Genomic DNA, 17,010 nt, shown 5'->3' on the forward strand with positions numbered 1-17,010 from the left:
GCCGCCAACCTGCCCCAGCCCACACAATTCCGCCCCTCGCAAGCACAGAACCCCCGTCAGCAAACCGACGAGGACTCATGAACGATCGAGGCTAAACACCGCCCTTTCCCGGGGACTCCCTGGGGACGAAGACGCTGGGGTGGGGGAAAATACTCGATCGCCGGCACCTCCCATAAACCCTCCTGCGGACGGTCCACTGCTCTCAGCGGATCGCTCCGGAGGAAGCTTCTGCAGAGGCTTGTCCCGCCCACCTGGCGGGGTGTTCATTTGATCGCATCAAGCCCCACCGCGTGGAGGTGGCGGTCGACGGGCGCATGGCTCTATGCAACTGGTTGCCACGGCAGTCGGACCAAGGGACCGTCCGATGATTGCATCAGGTTGATGAAGTGATCGACGAGACTGGCGACGGCTCCGGGGTCGCGGATGACAGCGCCAATCTCCAAGTTGTCGCTGTATGCGTTGTCTGTGAGGTTGGCGCTGCCGAGCAAGGCGGTCTTCCGGTCGGCGGCGATGACCTTGGCGTGCATGCTGCCGCGTCGGCCACCGGGACCATGCCGCTCGTCGTTCGCCCACTGCCACAGGTGTACGTCCGGGTGGAAGCGCAGTTCGTGGAACGCGGTGCGCCCGTCGCCGTCTCCGTGCAGCCTGCCGCCGAAAGCGCGAGCGGTCTCCAGGACCAGATCCACTTCTACGCCGCGGTCTGCCGCTGCTCGGATCTCGCTGACGATCTCCTGGATGCCGAACGCGGCATAGCTGGTGACTAGGAGCGTGGTGCTGGCGGCCCGGATCACTTGAATTGCGACGGATGCAGTGAGCCTGACCGACACCGCGTCGCTCACCGGTCCTGAGACGGCGATTTCGACGTGATGGGTGGCAAGGTCCTGCTCGTATCGGTTGCCGGCGACTTCGAGGGCCAGGGCCAGGGCGCATCCAGGCAGTTGTGGATCAGCGGACCGCCACGCGGACAGCAGCAGGCCGGCACGCGGTCCGAGTCCGGCGCCAGGGTGCGCGGCGACGAGGCGGGATTCCGTGTGTCCGTCGGGGGCAGGCACCGTGCGCAGGACGTTGATCCAGGCGGCGAGGTGCGTCGCGGGGAGAGTGGCGACCAGTGCGGAGAGTACTTCAGGCAGGCTAGGCGCAGTCTCGGTGGTGTTGCGGCCGGTCATGCTGTGAAGAACCCGCCCGGTCGGCCGCTGAATGTCTCTACGAGCAGTTCACGATCCAGGAAGTGGTTGCCCCGTTCGCAGGATGTTTCTGCGGCGAACAAGCAGGCATGACAGGCAGCGCCGTGCAGGCGGCCATGGGCGACCGGGTCGTGGTCGGCGCACAGGGGATCCGAGCCGCACAGTCGCGCGGCTTCGAGCGCTTGGTCTATCAACGTACCGAGTCGGTGCTGTCCGCCGAGGGTGACCAGCCCACCGAGGGTGCCCTCGCTGTCGGGGGCTGCGGTGAACAGCAGGATCCCCGCCATTGGATCGGCGCCGGAGCGCGCGTAGATCCGCTCGCCGATTCCAGAGGCGCCGTACCCACACTCAAGGGCGAACTCTCGGATCAGGACGTGGGAGAAGGTGTGCAGCAGTACATAGCGGATGCCTGGCCACTCGGCGTCGGTGCGCCGCTGGGCGCACCACTTCTCGTGTGCCTTCATCAGGGTTCTGGTGCGTCGGATGACGTTCGGGTCCTGTTCCCAGGCGGTCACCCGCTTCTCGTCGAAGCGCAGGAAGATCCCCTCGCCACGGGTTTCCGCGCATGGCAGCCAGGTCGGCGCGGAGCTGGACAGGGGCGCACGGTTCTCCTCCATGGCCTCGCCTCCGCTGGTCGCAGAGCCCCATTCCGGAGCATCGATCCGGCTGAATCCATACAGTGCGGATACTTCGCGCAGGCGCTTGACCAGACGCACCTGGTCGAGCCAGCTGCGGTGTGCGGCCGGGACGGGCTCGTTGCTGACGCTGAAGTCGGGGTGATTCTGCGGGCTGCCGATAAAGGCAAGCCATTCCGGTCCGGCGATGTCCAGGGCGTCGGTATCTTCGTCGACGCTGGCCTGGTTCTCGCCCTGGCGTCGCGAGATCGCGTCCAACACTTCGTCTGCGCCGAAGCGTTCGAGTTGAGGCCACATCACCTGGGTGGGCAGGACCAGGCGTGCGGTTTCGCGGGGCAGCTGCGCCACCACCCGCAGCCCGGCCCAGTGTTCGGCCACGGCGCTGTCCACCGGATTGTCAGCGTGCGGGATGGAGAAGACCCGCAGCTGCATGGCGAACCAGCCGTTCGTCGCGCCCAGGGCCATGGTCCGGGTCTGTTCAGTGCAAGGTTCGAAAGTTCCCAGATGCGGGTGTCGGCCCCGGCAGGCCGGGAGTACCTGTTCACTGCGGGTGCCGATCGCCTCGGCCATGGACCGGGCTTTCACCTCGCAGGAGCATTCGACGAAGATGTTCGCCGCCTCGCCGGTGGTGCCACGCTCGACAAGTTTCAGGGTGTGGTCTGTTCCGTACGGTGCGCCGCGGTGGACGAAGTACATCCACGGGAAGTCGTCCACATGCCCGGCCGGGCAGGCGGAGACGAACCTGGCCGGCACCGCGGTCGGCCGTTTGCGGCCGGTCTCACGGCACGAGTGGACGAAGCGGGTCTGGTCGGGTGCAACACTGTTGGGCAACAGGTGAAAGAGTCCGGAATCGGCCGGGGCAAGCCGGTTGCACCGGTTGTCGGTGCAACGCAGCCATCCCGGGAACACCGCGACCGGCACGCCGATCCGGGACCAGGCACCGGTGAAATCGTTCGGGTCCTCCGGCGTGTACGGCGGCATCCGAAGATTCTGCACCTGGGTACCGAGCTTGCTGCGCACCGCCGCCAGGAGCCGCTCCTCCGGCACGATCGCGGCCTTCTCCAGCTCCCACTCGTCAAGCCCAAGGACCATCACCGAGAGGTTCGGGAGGTCTGCGACCGCGCCGACGCCGTAGGTGTGCAGCAGTTGGCTGGGCCTGAGCTCCCCAACCCGCAGGTCGGTCGCCGAGCGTGCACCGTCTGCGGTGTTGGTCATGAGGGGTTCCCTTCGTGTCCGGCGCCGTCGGCGTCCGCGTTCGGCCGCGGGAGGAACGGGTGCTGCTCGTGGTCGTCGGCGTTGCCCGGTGCGGTCCGCAGCACCAACCGGATGCCCGGCTCGACTTCGCGCAGCGAGGTCGGACAGGTCGTGCGCTTCCACGGGCCCGAATCCGGGCTGTGAAGCAGGCCGACGATGTCGTCGGCCTTGCCCTTGGCGTCGAAGGCGAGTCGGGAAGCGGGGCGGCGCTGTTCGCGGGCCCACAGGTCCAGGATGCTGTCGAGCTCTTCGCGTACCCGGGTCGCGACGGCTCGGTCGGTGGCGATCTCACCCGCGCGGCGTTCCAGGTAGCGGACGATGTGGTCGGCCTTGCTGCTGTGTGTATCGAAGGTCTGCGCGCCGAGGTTGCCATTGTCGCCGGCCTCCAGGTTGCGGGCCAGCGCCACCAGCACCCCGGTCAGGCCGCGGTCTATGGCGCGTTCTGCGAACGGGGTGACCGAGAGCGCTTCAACATGTCGGTACACGGTGGCGTGGAAGTGTTCGAAGGTCTCGTAGTGAGACAGGTCGCGCGGGCGGGCCCAGTTGAACACGGTGAAAACGAGGCCGGGCGCGGCACGGCCAACGCGGCTGGTGGCCTGGATGTACTCGGCGGTGGATTTCGGCTGGTTGGCAACGACCATGACGCCGAGGCGAGAGACGTCGACCCCGACAGCGATCATGTTGGTGGCCAGGAGCACGTCGATCGGGGACAGTTTGTTCGCCCGGGGAAAGGTGTACTCCAGTTGCTGGAGGATGTCCGGGATCTTCTCCGAGGTCAGGCGCGAGGTGAGTTCCTCAAGCCGCAGGTCGTAGCGTCGCGACAGGCCGCGTTCGTTGATTCGCTCCAGTCGGGTGGAGACGTCGTCCTCGACCGACAGGCGCATGCCGCCGAGATCACGAAGGCTGTTGAAGTAGCCGACGAGGGTCATATAGGGATCGGTAACCGGGTTTTGCCCGTATTTCTTGTGCAGGGTCTGCGCGGCAGCAAGCACCGCCACGTACACCCGGATCATCGTGGACTTCGTCCGCACCCCTTGGGCGCAGATCCCGATATAGCGGCGACCTGGGTGCGAGTCCGTGGACCGCTGCCTGGCGAAGAAGCTGTCACCGATCTCCAGGCCCTGCGGCGGGAAGACCTCAGTGCGCCGGTCGAACAGGGCATGAATCTGCCGCTCGGCGCGCCGCACGGTGGCCGTCGAGGCGATCACCTTCGGCCGCGCCGACTTGCCCGGCGCGTACTCCCAGGTGGCAAGACGGTCCACGGCGGCCTCATACAGGCCGGTCAGCGAGCCGAGTGGACCGGAGATCAGGTGGAGTTCGTCCTGCACGATCAGGTCCGGGGGACGCACCGGCCTGACCGCGGTGAGCGTCGCGGCGCGATAGCGTCCTTCTGCGAGATGGCTGGTGGCTTCCCAGTCCTCCTCGGCGATCTGTGCGGTGACGTAACCGTGTCGGGAGCAGTGCCGCGACGCGCGTCCGAACAGAGCCTGTGTGCGCCCGTTCCAGGTGAGCTGCGCGAACTTGTCGACGGTCGCGATCACTAGGCTCGGCAGCAGCCGGTAGATCTCCTCGTCAACGACGACGACCGGCAGCCCCTCCCCGTTCGGGTCGCCGCCGCCGAACGGGCAACCGAACAGCTCAGGGCAACGCAGGAAGGTACGGCGAAGGGTCTTGTCAACATCGACGTCCCGGCCCTTCTCGATCTTCGTTCCGCACCATGGGCAACTGGTGAGCTGATAGGGAGTGCCAGAGTTCTGATGAGGCTTCCCGCTCGCCCGCCGAACGTCCTTGACCCAGTCCATGGCCTTATCGGTCGTGTTCGGGGACACCTTCCCCCCGACCCACAGGCCGATCCTGAACGGTTCCTCACCCCATCTCACCTCGTCCCTGCGGCGCAGAACCTCGCACGCGCAGATCAGCGCGGTGGCACGCTGGAACTGCTGGATCGTCAGTAGCCGCAGGGTGTAGCGCATCAGGACGGCGACCCCGTGGCCCGCGTCGAGACCGCCGAGGTCCGGCCGCAGCCTGCGGATGGCGAGGGTATAAGCGGTCAGGCCGAGGTACGCCTCGGTCTTGCCGCCACCGGTAGGGAACCACAGCAGGTCCGCCACCGCACCAGCTCCCGTGGCACGCTCCGGATGCGCCGGATCGGTCAGTGCGGGAAGGTTCAGCAACAGGAACGCCAGCTGGAACGGACGCCAGGAGCGGTTAACCGGCTTGTCCTCGTCGCGGAAAACCGCGTCGGGGTCACGGGATCCGTCACGGCGTCGAGCGGCGGCGACCCGTGTATGGACACGCTGCAAGTGCATCGAGCTGTTCGCGAACCGGAATGCGGCAAGGGCGTCTGGATCACCGAGCACCAGCTCGATCCCCGCCTCGATCCGGTCAGCCGCCCGCCTGGCCTCGGTCAGCGCCTCCCTGGCCTGATCCGCGTACTCGTCGAGATGCTGGCCGTCCTGTCCGATCCGCGCCTCGGCCCGCTCGATCCACGTCCGATAGCCAGCCACCAGTGGCATCAGCCCCGCCCGCAGTCGTTGTGGCTCGCACTCGCCGAGTTCCTTCATGTCGACCAACAGGTCCACCAGCTCCGGCAGGTCCGGATCGCTGTCGGACGACGGCGCGTCGGTCTGCGCGATGTCGTACTCCGGCGCGGCCTTCGTCCGAACCGCGACGGCTCTCATCGGGTCGGCGCCACTGGCCGTCGCGCCCACCCCGGTCGCGTGCCCCACCGCAAACTCCGGGCTGAACCGATAGGCCATCGCCAACCGTCGCTGCTCGCCCTGATCAACGGCATCGCCACCGGACCCGGGCTCATGCCGGGGCAGGAACACCGCCGCGCCGTCCGCGCCGGCCGCCGACAGCTCAGCCTGGAAGACCCAGTGCAGCGCGGAGTTGGAGTCGGTCTCGGTCGCGTTGACCAGGAACAGCGTGACGAGCCAGTCGTCATGGAAACGCCGCACCCGCCCGCGCAGCACCACCTTCTCGTCCTCGGTATCAAGTACCAGCGCCTCCACCAGGCCCTCGACCAGCTTGACCGGAACGCAGTCGCCGTGGGGCACGCGCCGCCAGATCAGCTTCTCGATGCTCGGATCCGTCGAATGCGAGCGGACGTAACGCGCCCATCGCCCGGTCACCTCCAGACGGTCGGCGTCGCCGCGTACCCGCGCGGTGAACCCGACCGACGACGGAGCCAGGCTCGGCACGTTCGGCGCGTCCGCGTCCGGCGAGCCCTCATCCGCCCCCGGGAGCTCGCTGTCGCCGAGCAAGGCATCCAGCTCCTCCGGCACGATCGTGGTGCCGTTCGGTGCAAGCCGTCCCAACACGTACCAGTCCGTCGGTGAGTCAGCGACCTCCTCCTGATCGCCGCCCACCGGTCCGAGCAGGTCCAGCACTACGAACTTGGCCAGCTCGTCACGGACCGCGCCTGGGGACGGGGCAGCCAGGACCGGGCTGTTCGACGTCGTGGACGGCAACTTATCGCTCATGGGTCACAACGATAGGGCGAGGCACTGACAGCGCAGGCGCATCGCAGCCAAGGTGTGAACCGCACGCGGCCTCCACTGGCGGACGACCCCTACCAGATGACATCGCCGGGGTCGTGGGTCGTCCTGGGGACGGCGGTCTTCCTGGGCTTGGCCGATCCCCTCTTGTTGTGGAGGCCGCGGCGGACTTCGTCTTCGTAGAGGGAATGGTTGAGTTCGAGGAGACGGTCGTTCATCTCGATCTGGACATCCGGGTCTACGGTCCATCGCAGCCCGTGGACGGTCTCGTGGAAATCATGGTTCAACACGAGGGACGTCCAGCTGAACCCCGCGGCGAGAGGATGGGCGAGGTACGACTCAGTGACCGCCTCATCGATCTCTACATGGATCTCACGCAGACGCTGGATGTCGGAGTCGAGGTTCGCCGGGTTATGGACCTCGTTGTAGAGGTCCGTCATGCCGAGTTGCGGTGTCCGCGACAGCTGGACATAGCGACGGTAGGTATCCAGATCATCGCCGGCGGCACGGATGCGCGGGGTAAGGACTGGCTGTGGGAACGTGTCGAAGCCGTCGGAGGGTGTGTAGCGAAGCCGCGTCTCCAGCGTCGACTCGCCCTTGACGGTCCACCAGTTGAAGTGCCACGCGCTCGTCAGGAGCGCAAGCATGGCCGTGTAGTCGGAGGTATAAAAGACGACCATGGAGTCCGAAAAAACCTGACCGTTCGGAACAATGCTGAGTAGACCGTATTTACTGTGGCGTCCAATTACGAGGACGCGATCGTGGTCAGCAATGGCCTTCCGCATAGCAGAACGCTTCTCCGCGTATTGCCACCACCTTTGCGGCAGCGGGTTGCGCAATTTGAAGCTGCCGTCCGCTATTTTTCGCTGACGCTCGGGGCGTACTCTTTCGTCGAGGATCGCGAAAGCATCTGGGTACAGGCATGCTTCGGCCTCAGACATTTCATTGAAGTCGATTGCCCACCTTGTAGCTGAGGAGTCAGGTCGACCGTTCACCTCATCGTTGATGAGATATGGGAGAATAATCTTCCTGTTTCTGTCATCCTTTGCGATTAGCTCCTGCGCCTCGGCCGGTTCAAGAAGGAAACCCGCGCCAGTGACCTGGCAGCCTACAGAAGCTTGCCCCGTCGAAGCGGAAAGCTTGTTTGCCTTTCCAACGACCCGGGAAGGCAGCGTGAGGTTCGGAGAGATCTTAGGCACGGTCCGCCCCTCGAGCACAGGTCGTTCGGCTGCGCCATCAAGGCCGATCCATACCAGCGAGACATACACGCCAGCCTCACCAGGCCATGGTTGTGACTTAACTGCGCGGCCGATCTGCCAACCGTGCGCCACGATCCGATCTAGACCGACTTCCCGTGAGTCCGTCTGAGCGATGGTGTTGGTCGCGATGATGCCAGTACGTCGATCCGTTGCGAGATGGAGATTCCGCAGCAGAAAGTAGGTGCACAGGTCGGCGCGCCCGCCTGCTGTGTGACCGTCAGCAATAACCTGGCCGACGTAACTCAAGCTGTCCTTGCCGATGCGCGCGCTGGTCTGAACGCCGCCCGAGAACGGCGGGTTCCCCACCACTGCGTCGAAGCGGTGCCCACCACGAACGGGATCGGCCATGATCTCCGGGAATTCGAGTGGCCAGTGCAGCGGACGCAGCGAGGCCGTGCGCGGTCCGCCGTTGGGGCCGAGAAGCCAGCCGTCGACGATGGCGCGGGCCTCGGCTGCTGCAGCTTTGTCTCCCTGTAGTGCCTGTTCGACGAGGTCAGCGATGGAAGCGAGACGGTTGTTGTATGCGTCATCGGACTTGGTGGTCGCGGTGGAGAGTTTCGCCGCAACTACGGCGTCCGCAGCAAGGCGAAGCTGTTCCGTCAGCGCTTCGGCCTCGACGAGCTTCGCAGCCTTCGCCCGAGCGTCTCGGATGTCGATGACCTCGTGCTGCTCAATCTCACGGCGCAGTTCTGCGGCCTGGGCGAGCAGCGGACCAGTGATCTTGTCGATTTCGCCGCTGAGGCGGGCGTTGAGGCGATGGCCTTCGCTTGGGATGAGGTGAAAGGCTTCGATCTGGTCCGCCGTCAGGCAGCCGATGAGGGAGTCGCCGCAGCGCAGGGCGTGGTCGACGAAGTTGAAGGGACGGCCCTTCGCCAAGGTGACCAGCCACAGCGAGAGTTTGGCAAGTTCCACCGCCATCTCATCGATGTCAACGCCGTAGAGGCAGCGGTCGGCGACCATGCGACGCGCTTCGAGGAGTTTCGCATCGCGGTCCTCGCGATGCTCGCCGAGACGTGCACCGACCGCGTCCGGCATCCCATCACGGTCCCATGCCTCAACGACTCGCTCCGACAGGTACCGGCAAGCCGAGACAAGGAACGCGCCGGAGCCCATCGCGGGGTCGAGGATCTTGAGCGCAAGGAGTTCCGACGCCGGACGCACTCGCCATTCGGGCGGCTGGACCCCATCGGCGGGTCGCGGAATTCCGTCCGGCGAGCCGGGTGAGAAGCACAACGGGTCGAGGGTGTGCAGGACGATCTCTTCGGCGAGGGCGCGCGGTGTGTAGTGAGTACCGGAGTCGCGCCGGTCGCCGACCTGGGTGACGATGACGGTCCCAGCGGGGTGGACAATCGGCTCACCGCGCAAGTCGGGCCTCAGCAGTCCGAAGAATGGCAGGACACGGGCGGCGAGTTCGGCGTCGTTGTCACATGCGGCGTCGAGTTTCCCGATCTCCTCTCCGGTTGGGACAGTTGCCAGTGCGGAGGCGAATTGCTTTGGAGTCAAGCCGACGAGCTTGGCTGCTTCAGCTTGCAAACGATCGGCAGCGTGCCATGCTTCAAGGTCAGCAAGCTTGGCGTCAGCACCGGCCTTGCCTTTGAGCCCGAGGCGTGTCTCGTCGAGCCGAATGGCCGAGTGTTCGAGCAGACCCTCGTAGACATGGCCGATCTGTTCGACGTCGAGGCCCTTGTAGGACAGGCGTTCCGTCGAGGTGACCTTGCCTGCCGGCGTGGTGCGCTTGAGCTTGATCAGCGCGTCGAGCATGGCGAAGACGACGCGGTCGGTGACCTTCAATCGCTCCAGCCAGGCGAACCGCTTCGGGTCGAACAGTGATCCGCCGTATGCAGGGATCCACATGTCCGGGTGCCGAGCCCCGCCGTGGATGGCTCGGAAGGTTGCGAGGAGCGTTGGCCAGGCGGCCTTCCACCGGTCGGCAATGTCAGCGTCGTCCTGGTCGAGACGGTCGTAGAGCCTCGTGACGGAGTACGAGTCGGCGTACAGCTCGTCATCCGCCGGGAGCAGGTTCTGTTCCTCCGCGTAGAGGAGGAAGACGATGCGCATCATGACGGTCAAAGCGGCGCGGTAAACGGTACGCGGGGCGACGCCTTCCAGCACGGTGCCGTCGGCCTCGCGATCGAGGCGGGAGAGTTCCGCGACGAGGAGCTCGACGGCTGCGCGGACCTGCTTGCCGAGGGTCTTTGTGACTGCGGTGGTGTCGTCGGCTGTGCGGGTGAACAGGGCGGCGAGGGAGTCAGTGTCCTTGCCCTCGCGGTCCTTGGGCGCGATCGCGGCGCAGCGGACCCCGAGCAATGAGGTGAAGGCGCGCAGCAGCAGCGGTTCTTCGAACCAGGTGTCGGCGTCGAAGACCGCCACCGAGGTTGGCGCTCCAGGTCGGGCGTGGACGAGGACCCACAGGGTGCCGTTGGTGAGCAGCGCGACGGGAACGGCACGGCGTCGGCACAGCTCGGCGGCCTGTTCGGCCGGTGATGGCAGGCCCTTCGTTGCGCGGGTGAGGGGTTCGTCCCAAGGACGGCGGTAGATCAGGGCTCGTTCGGCCGCGCCGGGCAGGCCGGTGGTCGGGTCGGGCGGGCCCATCAGCAGTGCGTCGGGGGCTGTGCCGGGGTGGTCAGTCAGTTCGCGGGGCAGCATCGAGCCTTGGCGTAGTGCCTGGCCCTGATATCCGAGCAGTTCTTCCAGAACCAGGTGCTGCCATGCGCTGCACAGCGTCGACGGTTCGGCTTGTAGTTCAGCCCATGCCTGACGGAGACGGGCTCGCAGCGGGGTGTCGGCAACGTCGAGGCCCTGCGGAAAGGCCTCCGCAAGGATCTTGGCGGTGAGGAACGGCCCGTCCGGACGGAGCAGGTTGAGCCACTCGGCGTGCTGCTCGATCGGGGTCTGCTGCTCGGTTTTCGGGAAGCGGGTGCGCGCCGGCATCAGTGACCTGCCTGGTGTGAGGGAATAGCTACGGTGAGGGAGGCGGGGACGAGGAAGGTGACCGCCACGGGAAAGCGGCGGGCGACCGGGTCTGCGTACCTGTGGCGCAGGGCCGCTGCTTCGGACACGAGCTGTTCAGGAACGGCGGCGAGGCGTGCTTCCAGTTCCGTGTGGTCCTTCTTGAGTTGTTCGCGTTCCGGATCGGGGGCCAGCAGGGAGTCCTGACGCCAGAGCGGGTTGGAGTTCAGGGAATCCCTGATGTTGCGCTCCAGTTCGGTCAGTACCGACTGCATCGCCTTGACGTCGTCCTCACAGCGCTTGTCCAGGACTTTGCGCTGCTTGCGCGCGATCTTGTTGGATTCGGTCTGCAGCGCCTTGCCGAGCGGGGTCTCCAGCGCGCCCCACAGCGCGGTGAGCCGGTCAAGAAAATCTGGCGGCGGCGCGTCCTGTGACGCGGCGGCGAGCCAGCGTTCCAGGGTCTCCGGGCTCTTTTCCACGGTTAGTTTGCCATGTTCGATCGATCCTCCGGCCAGGGCGATCTGCTCATGCAGCCGTACTCCGCGGTTCCCCGTGATCACGACCCGGCCATGTGCGATCACTGCCGGGTTGCGCAGCAGATCGCCGGGGACAATCCGGGCGGTGACGCGGGTCAGATGTGCGCCGTGCTCGCCCTGGGACCACAGTTCGGCGCGCAGTAGACGCAGGCACAGGTCGACCAGGCGGTGGTTGAGGTGCAGCAGCACAACGTCGGTGCGTCCGGCGTAGTCCTGGTCGAAGGTGACGGGGCGCTCCTTGCCGCTGACCGGGTGCCGCAAGCCGTCGTTGCGTGCCTGCGCCCAGCCCTCCTTCAGCTCCGGGAGCTTGAAGCAGTGTGCGTTGACGCCCTTGGGTGACGGAGTCTCGATCAGATCCTTCTTGTGGGCCAGGCGGAGCGCGGTGCGTACGACGCGCTCGATCGTGTCCGGGTTCAGGTTCAGCTCCGTGCGAGTCCGGGTGAGCTGTTCCTGGGCCTGCTGGAGGTCATGCGCCAGATTCCGTTCGACCTTCAGTACAGCCTTTCCGGCCAAGCTCTGGATCTCCCTGTCGGTGGTCTGCCAGCTGGAGCGCTTGCCGAGCATCTTCTGCTCGACCTGGCTGGCGATCACTTCTCCGGCGCTGCCGAGGTCGGTGCGGATCTGCTCGACCTTGCGCACCGCGACGCCGAGGAAGGCCATCGCATCCTCCAAGGTGCCCTCGGTGAACCCGGTGTCCTCCTCGCGCTGCCGGTCCCAGCCCTGCGGCACGAAGTGGACGATCTCGACTTTCGCCGCGGTCTGTCCGTGCCGGTCCACTCGGCCATTGCGCTGTTCAAGTCGGTTGGGATTCCACGGGATTTCCCAATGCAGTACCCGGTGGCAGTGGTTCTGGAGGTTGATGCCCTCGCTCGCGGAGTCGGTGGCGAGCAGAATCCGCACCGGGTCGACGTCGAGGTCGTCCTGAAAGACGTTCTTGACGCGCTCACGTTCGTCGCGGTCCTGACCACCGTAAAGCTGGGCGATCGCCTCGTCCGGTACGCCGGCGCTGATGAGTCGTTCGTGCAACCAGCGTTGTGTATCGCGATATTCGGTGAACACGATGACGCGCTCGCCGTCCCAGCCGCCGTTCAGCCCATCGGCTCCGTTTTTCTGCACGATGACGCGCAGCCAGCTGAGGAAGGCGGTGAACTTGCCATCAGCCGTCTCGGCGTTGCGGTCTCCCCAGTCGCGCAGGTCCTCCAGCAGCTTGCGTTCGGTCTGGGAGAGCGGCGGAGCGAACCGACGCGCCGTGGCCAAGGCTTCGTGCGCTGTCTCCTCGAACGCGGCGTCGTCCTCAGCCGACTCGTCCAACTTCCCGATCATCTTGGCGAGGACCATCTCCGCCACCGTGTACGCCCCGCGGTTGTAGTCCCGCTCGGCCTCGTTTTGACGCTCTCGGGCAAGCATCGTCTTCAGATGAGTGTCCACCGTATTGGCAAAGGCCTTCGGGCTGGACAGGAAACGGCGCTTGAGCAGCGTGACGACGAAGTCCGCCGCCCGGCTCGGCGCGGTGCCCTGCAACGTGAGCTGCCCGGAGATCGTCTCGCGACGGGACTGCGCGTACTGGTCGAGTTTCGCGTAGGCGTCGCGGGTCGCGGCGTCGTAGACGACCTCCAGGGGATGATCGAGGTCACGCTTCGGGAATCGCGGGCTGCCGTCCCAGTTCGGCGGCAGATCCCGCTTCAGTCTCCGCACCATCACCTGTGCCTTGGCTTCTTCCGAGGGCTCCAGGGTGCGGGCGAAGCGATGGCCGTCCAACAGAGCCAGCAGGGCGGTGAACGATTCCAGGTAGCCGTTGTGGGGCGTAGCCGACAGGAACAGCCGGTGCTCGCTGTGTGGGGCCAAAGTCTTGATCGCGTCGGTGCGCTGCGAGTCGACCGCGTACTTCCCGGAGCCCGAAGGTGCACACGTGTGCACCTCGTCGACAACGAGGAGATCGAAGGCTCTCGGATACTGGGGCGCCGACGGCAGGATCGAGCGCAGCAGGGCCATGGGCCGCTCTCGCTTGAGCCAGTCGATCGAAACGATCAACCGCGGGTAATGCGTCCACGGGTTCGCGTACAGTCCGCGGGACCTGCGCAGCTCCTTCAGGAGGTCCGCATCCACGATCTTGAATCCCAGGCCGAACTTGTCGCGCATCTCATCGCGCCACTGCAGAGTGAGCGAAGCCGGGCACACGATCAGCATCGTCCGCGCCCGATGCCGCAGCATCAGCTCCTGCATCACCAGGCCCGCCTCGATGGTCTTGCCGAGACCAACGTCATCCGCGATCAACAGGTTCGTACGCGGCATCTGTAGCGCCCGCACCACCGGGTCGAGCTGATAGTCCTCCGGCTTCACTCCGGAGCGGAACGGCGCCTGCAGCAACGTCTTGTCCGCCGTTGCCACCGAGCCCCAGCGCACCGCGTCAAGGAAGGCATCCAACTTCGCCGGGTCGTCGAACCCGCTCGCCGGAGACGGCAGGGCGTGCTGCTCACGGGCAGTAGCACCGGGCTCCAGCTCCCACAGGACGCGCAGCTCCTCGTCACCGGAGTCGCCGTCCACCGAAACCAGGGAGACCAGGTGCTGCGCCTCGGCGAGCAGCGGACTGCCCGGCTCCTCGGCCGCGATCGAGGAACGCTCCACGGCCGTGGCCACCCAGGTCCGATTACGTACCGTAACCAATTGGCCGACGGTCGGCACCGCCATGTCCTGTACGAATTGATCCGCCTCGTCAACCTCTTCGATGCCCACCCGCGTCAACTTCCGTTCCCGGATCGCCTGTCGTTCCGTGCATCTTGGCACGCGCCCGAGTCTCTTGAAGTGCACGCCCACCAGTTGCATCCCAGTCTGGCAGCCACTGCTGAGAGAACACCTCGACCCCCAGACCAAGAGGCATCACCATCGAGCCGAATACTCCACTACGCAATTGATCAAAAGCGCAACCGTATGTGGCACGTCACGACCATCATGTCGGTGGGAGCGGAAAAGGCGCCGTTTCGCGAAGGGGGAACTCATGTCGATCACTGTGGTGACGGTGCCGGAGTCAGGGGGCAGGCTGCTCGACGCGGCGGTGGCTCTGGGGAACCTGCACACCAAGACACTCGGTCTGCTCACGCCGCAGGCATACCTGCAGAGCGCCGAAGTCGGAGGACTGCTCGTCGCGCTGGCGGCTGACGAGGTCGTCGGTTACGCCCTCTTCGGTCTACCCAAGCGCAAACACTACGTACGGCTGACGCACTTGTGCGTGGCTGATGAGCACCGCGGCGAAGGAATCGCTCGGCAGCTGATCGACGCCATACGGGCGGGGCACGGAAATCGGCTGGGCATCAGGGCGAAGTGCCGGCGCAACTATGACCTCAGTGGTATGTGGGCAAGTTTGGGGTTCGTACCACCGGGAGAGTCCGTCGGCAGGGGGCACGACCGGGAGACCTTGGACACCTGGTGGCTGGATTTCGGGCACCCAGACCTCTTCACGGACATGCAGAGCGATGCGCTTCTGATCGTCGGCGTGGACCACAGCGTCCTGGAGGGCATCGCGGATCGAAGCCCGGATGCTGAGAGCCGCGAACCACGCATCTTCAAGGCGGCCTGGCTCGAGGACGAGACCGAGCTGGCCTACACACCGCAGCTGATGCTCGACATCCGCAGTGTCGCCGCTGACACGGTGCGGAATCAGCAGCGGTCCGAAGTCGCACGGATGCGAAAGTTCGCGCCTGCCGCGGAAGCCGTGGCGGAGCGACATCGGGAGCTCATGGACGGTGTTCGCGCCCAGAACGCCGATCTGAGCATGGAGCCACACACCGGGCCCTTGCTGCAGTACGTGGCGGAGGCATCTTGTGCCGGGCTCCACGTGCTGGCCACATGCAACCCGGACCTCCTCGCGCTGGCGGACGTAGCCCGCGAGATCGGCCGCGTGAAGGTGGTCCGGCCGGCCGTGGTTGCGCTGCATGTGGACGAGCTCCGTCAAGCCCAGGTCTACCGCCCCGCCGACCTCCTGGGGACAGCTTTCACCACCGGACAGGTCGCAGCTGACGCAGAGGGCGAGCTGACAGCATTCTTCGATCAAAGCGAAGGCGAGAAGGGGTCTGACTTCGAAGATCGACTCAGAGCCTTCGAGCAGGACGATTCCGTGGTGTGGCGGCGGGAGCTGTTGCGCGATGGCGAGGGGCGTCCCATCGCCCTGTACGTGTGGGCTCATGACGGTCGCACGCTGACCGTTGCGATGCTGCGTACTGCTGAACACTCGTTGGAGCAGACTCTGGCCCGGCAGCTGCTGTTTCTGCTCAAGAACCTCGGACGGGAGTGCGGGGTGGAGACGGTCCGGATCACGGACCCCTTCCCGTCGCCTGCGGCGGCCGAAGCCGCTGGGCTCGACGGATTCTTCTCTCAGGACAACGGTCTCACAGCGCTCTTGGTTGATGTCTGCGGAACGGCGCGCGAAGTGTCCGCCACAGCGAACCGGATCAACAACCGCCTGAAGGTTCCCTCTGTTGCTTTTGGGGCGGGTCTTCAGACCGAGATTGCCAGCGCCGTCGAACGGGCGTGGTGGCCAGCTAAGATCATCGACTCCGACATTCCGTGCTTCATCGTCCCCATCGAACCCCGCTGGTCCGCCGAGCTCTTCAACGTCCCTGCACCACTCGCCCCTCGTGGCGAACTCGGAATCAGCCGTGAGCACGTCTACTACCGGTCACCAGGCCGACGTGGAGAGAGCGTCCCAGCGCGTCTTCTCTGGTACGTCAGCCAGGATTCAAGCGGCCCCCAGGGCAAGATGGCGATCGGTTGCTCACGGCTGGACGAGGTGTTGATCGACACACCGGATGCACTGCACTCCCAGTTCGAACACCTGGGCGTATACGGTCGGGCCGAGGTGCGCGCTGTGGCCAGGGGACACGGTGTGGCGATGGCTCTGCGGTTCTCGGACACGGAGCTCTTCCCCGCGGCCGTGACGCTCGGACGCCTCAAAGCGTTGGCAGGTGATCTGGAACAGCCGCTGTCGCTGATGTCACTGTCGAAAATCAGCAGCAAGTTGTACCAAGCCGTGTACGAAGAAGGGCACCGAAAGACGTGAACGAACCGGAACGCACGATGCTGCTGTCCGTCCACCCCAGGTTCGCTACGGCGATCCTCGCCGGCTCCAAGACAGTGGAGGTTCGGAGGCAACGCGTCGCTGCTCCCCCGGGTACGCCGGTGCTTCTGTACGCCACGGCCCCCACGAAGGCTATCGTCGGCATGGCGCGCATCGCTTCGGTACAGGTCGCGACCCCACGCGAGGTCTGGTCGGCCAGCAGCACACGGGCGGGAATCAGCAGACGCGAGTACGACACCTATATGGACGGAGCCGCACAGGCCAGTGGGCTGACATTGGAAGCGCCCGTCGCCTTCGAGACTCCGGTGCCACTGACCGCTCTGCGCGCTGGCGGGGCGTTCCACCCTCCGCAGAGCTATCGCTACCTGCGGCCTGATGACTTGCAAAGAATGTCTGCTGCGGCACCCCCCACGGATATGCCGTTCCATGCCGCGCTTGAAAGCATGGCCCTCTGAGCGCCCCACCATCACGTTCAATGGGCGCTTCGCCCGGGACATGCGCAACGTCGGGCAATTTGGGACCGAAGACCCAATGCCGTTGCTTGAGGGGTGCAAGTAGTTCCTCTCCCGGGCACGGTGACTGCCGGGGTGCTGGTTCGTTGACCGGGCATGCATCCGTGGAT

At 65.7% G+C, this 17,010-nt stretch carries 7 protein-coding genes; 2 read left to right on the plus strand and 5 right to left on the minus strand.

Annotation, left to right across the window (positions count from 1 at the left end; genetic code table 11):
• Positions 1-320: 320 nt before the first annotated feature.
• From drmC to drmD, 5 genes are all read right to left on the minus strand, one after another.
• Positions 321-1,166, minus strand: coding sequence for a DISARM system phospholipase D-like protein DrmC (drmC, locus tag ACIQM0_RS39140; RefSeq protein ID WP_401295981.1), 846 nt, complete (start codon positions 1,164-1,166; stop codon positions 321-323).
• A complete protein-coding gene (gene drmB / locus ACIQM0_RS39145) occupies positions 1,163-3,034 on the minus strand; it encodes a DrmB family protein (RefSeq protein ID WP_401295984.1) in 1,872 nt (623 codons plus the stop codon). The genes drmC and drmB overlap by 4 nt, the downstream gene beginning before the upstream one ends.
• Complete coding sequence (gene drmA / locus ACIQM0_RS39150; RefSeq protein WP_401295987.1) at positions 3,031-6,558, minus strand: DISARM system helicase DrmA; 3,528 nt, start codon at positions 6,556-6,558, stop codon at positions 3,031-3,033. Before drmA ends, drmB begins: the two co-directional genes overlap by 4 nt.
• 89 nt (positions 6,559-6,647) lie before the next feature.
• On the minus strand, positions 6,648-10,763 hold the full coding sequence (locus ACIQM0_RS39155) for a DNA methyltransferase (RefSeq protein WP_401295990.1): 4,116 nt from the start codon (positions 10,761-10,763) through the stop codon (positions 6,648-6,650).
• Positions 10,763-14,050: a DISARM system SNF2-like helicase DrmD gene (drmD, locus tag ACIQM0_RS39160; RefSeq protein WP_401295993.1), complete on the minus strand. Its 3,288-nt coding sequence runs from the start codon at positions 14,048-14,050 to the stop codon at positions 10,763-10,765. The genes ACIQM0_RS39155 and drmD overlap by 1 nt, the downstream gene beginning before the upstream one ends.
• A 262-nt stretch (positions 14,051-14,312) precedes the next feature.
• On the opposite strand from drmD, the gene ACIQM0_RS39165 reads away from it, so the two are divergent.
• Positions 14,313-16,370, plus strand: a complete 2,058-nt coding sequence (locus ACIQM0_RS39165) for a GNAT family N-acetyltransferase (RefSeq protein ID WP_401295995.1) — start codon at positions 14,313-14,315, stop codon at positions 16,368-16,370.
• The gene (locus ACIQM0_RS39170; protein WP_385029555.1) at positions 16,367-16,843 is read left to right on the plus strand and encodes an ASCH domain-containing protein; all 477 of its coding nucleotides are present in this window, start codon (positions 16,367-16,369) and stop codon (positions 16,841-16,843) included. The genes ACIQM0_RS39165 and ACIQM0_RS39170 overlap by 4 nt, the downstream gene beginning before the upstream one ends.
• Positions 16,844-17,010 lie beyond the last annotated feature (167 nt).

Origin of the sequence: Streptomyces sp. NPDC091387, assembly GCF_044756945.1 — a bacterium.
GTDB lineage: Bacteria > Actinomycetota > Actinomycetes > Streptomycetales > Streptomycetaceae > Streptomyces.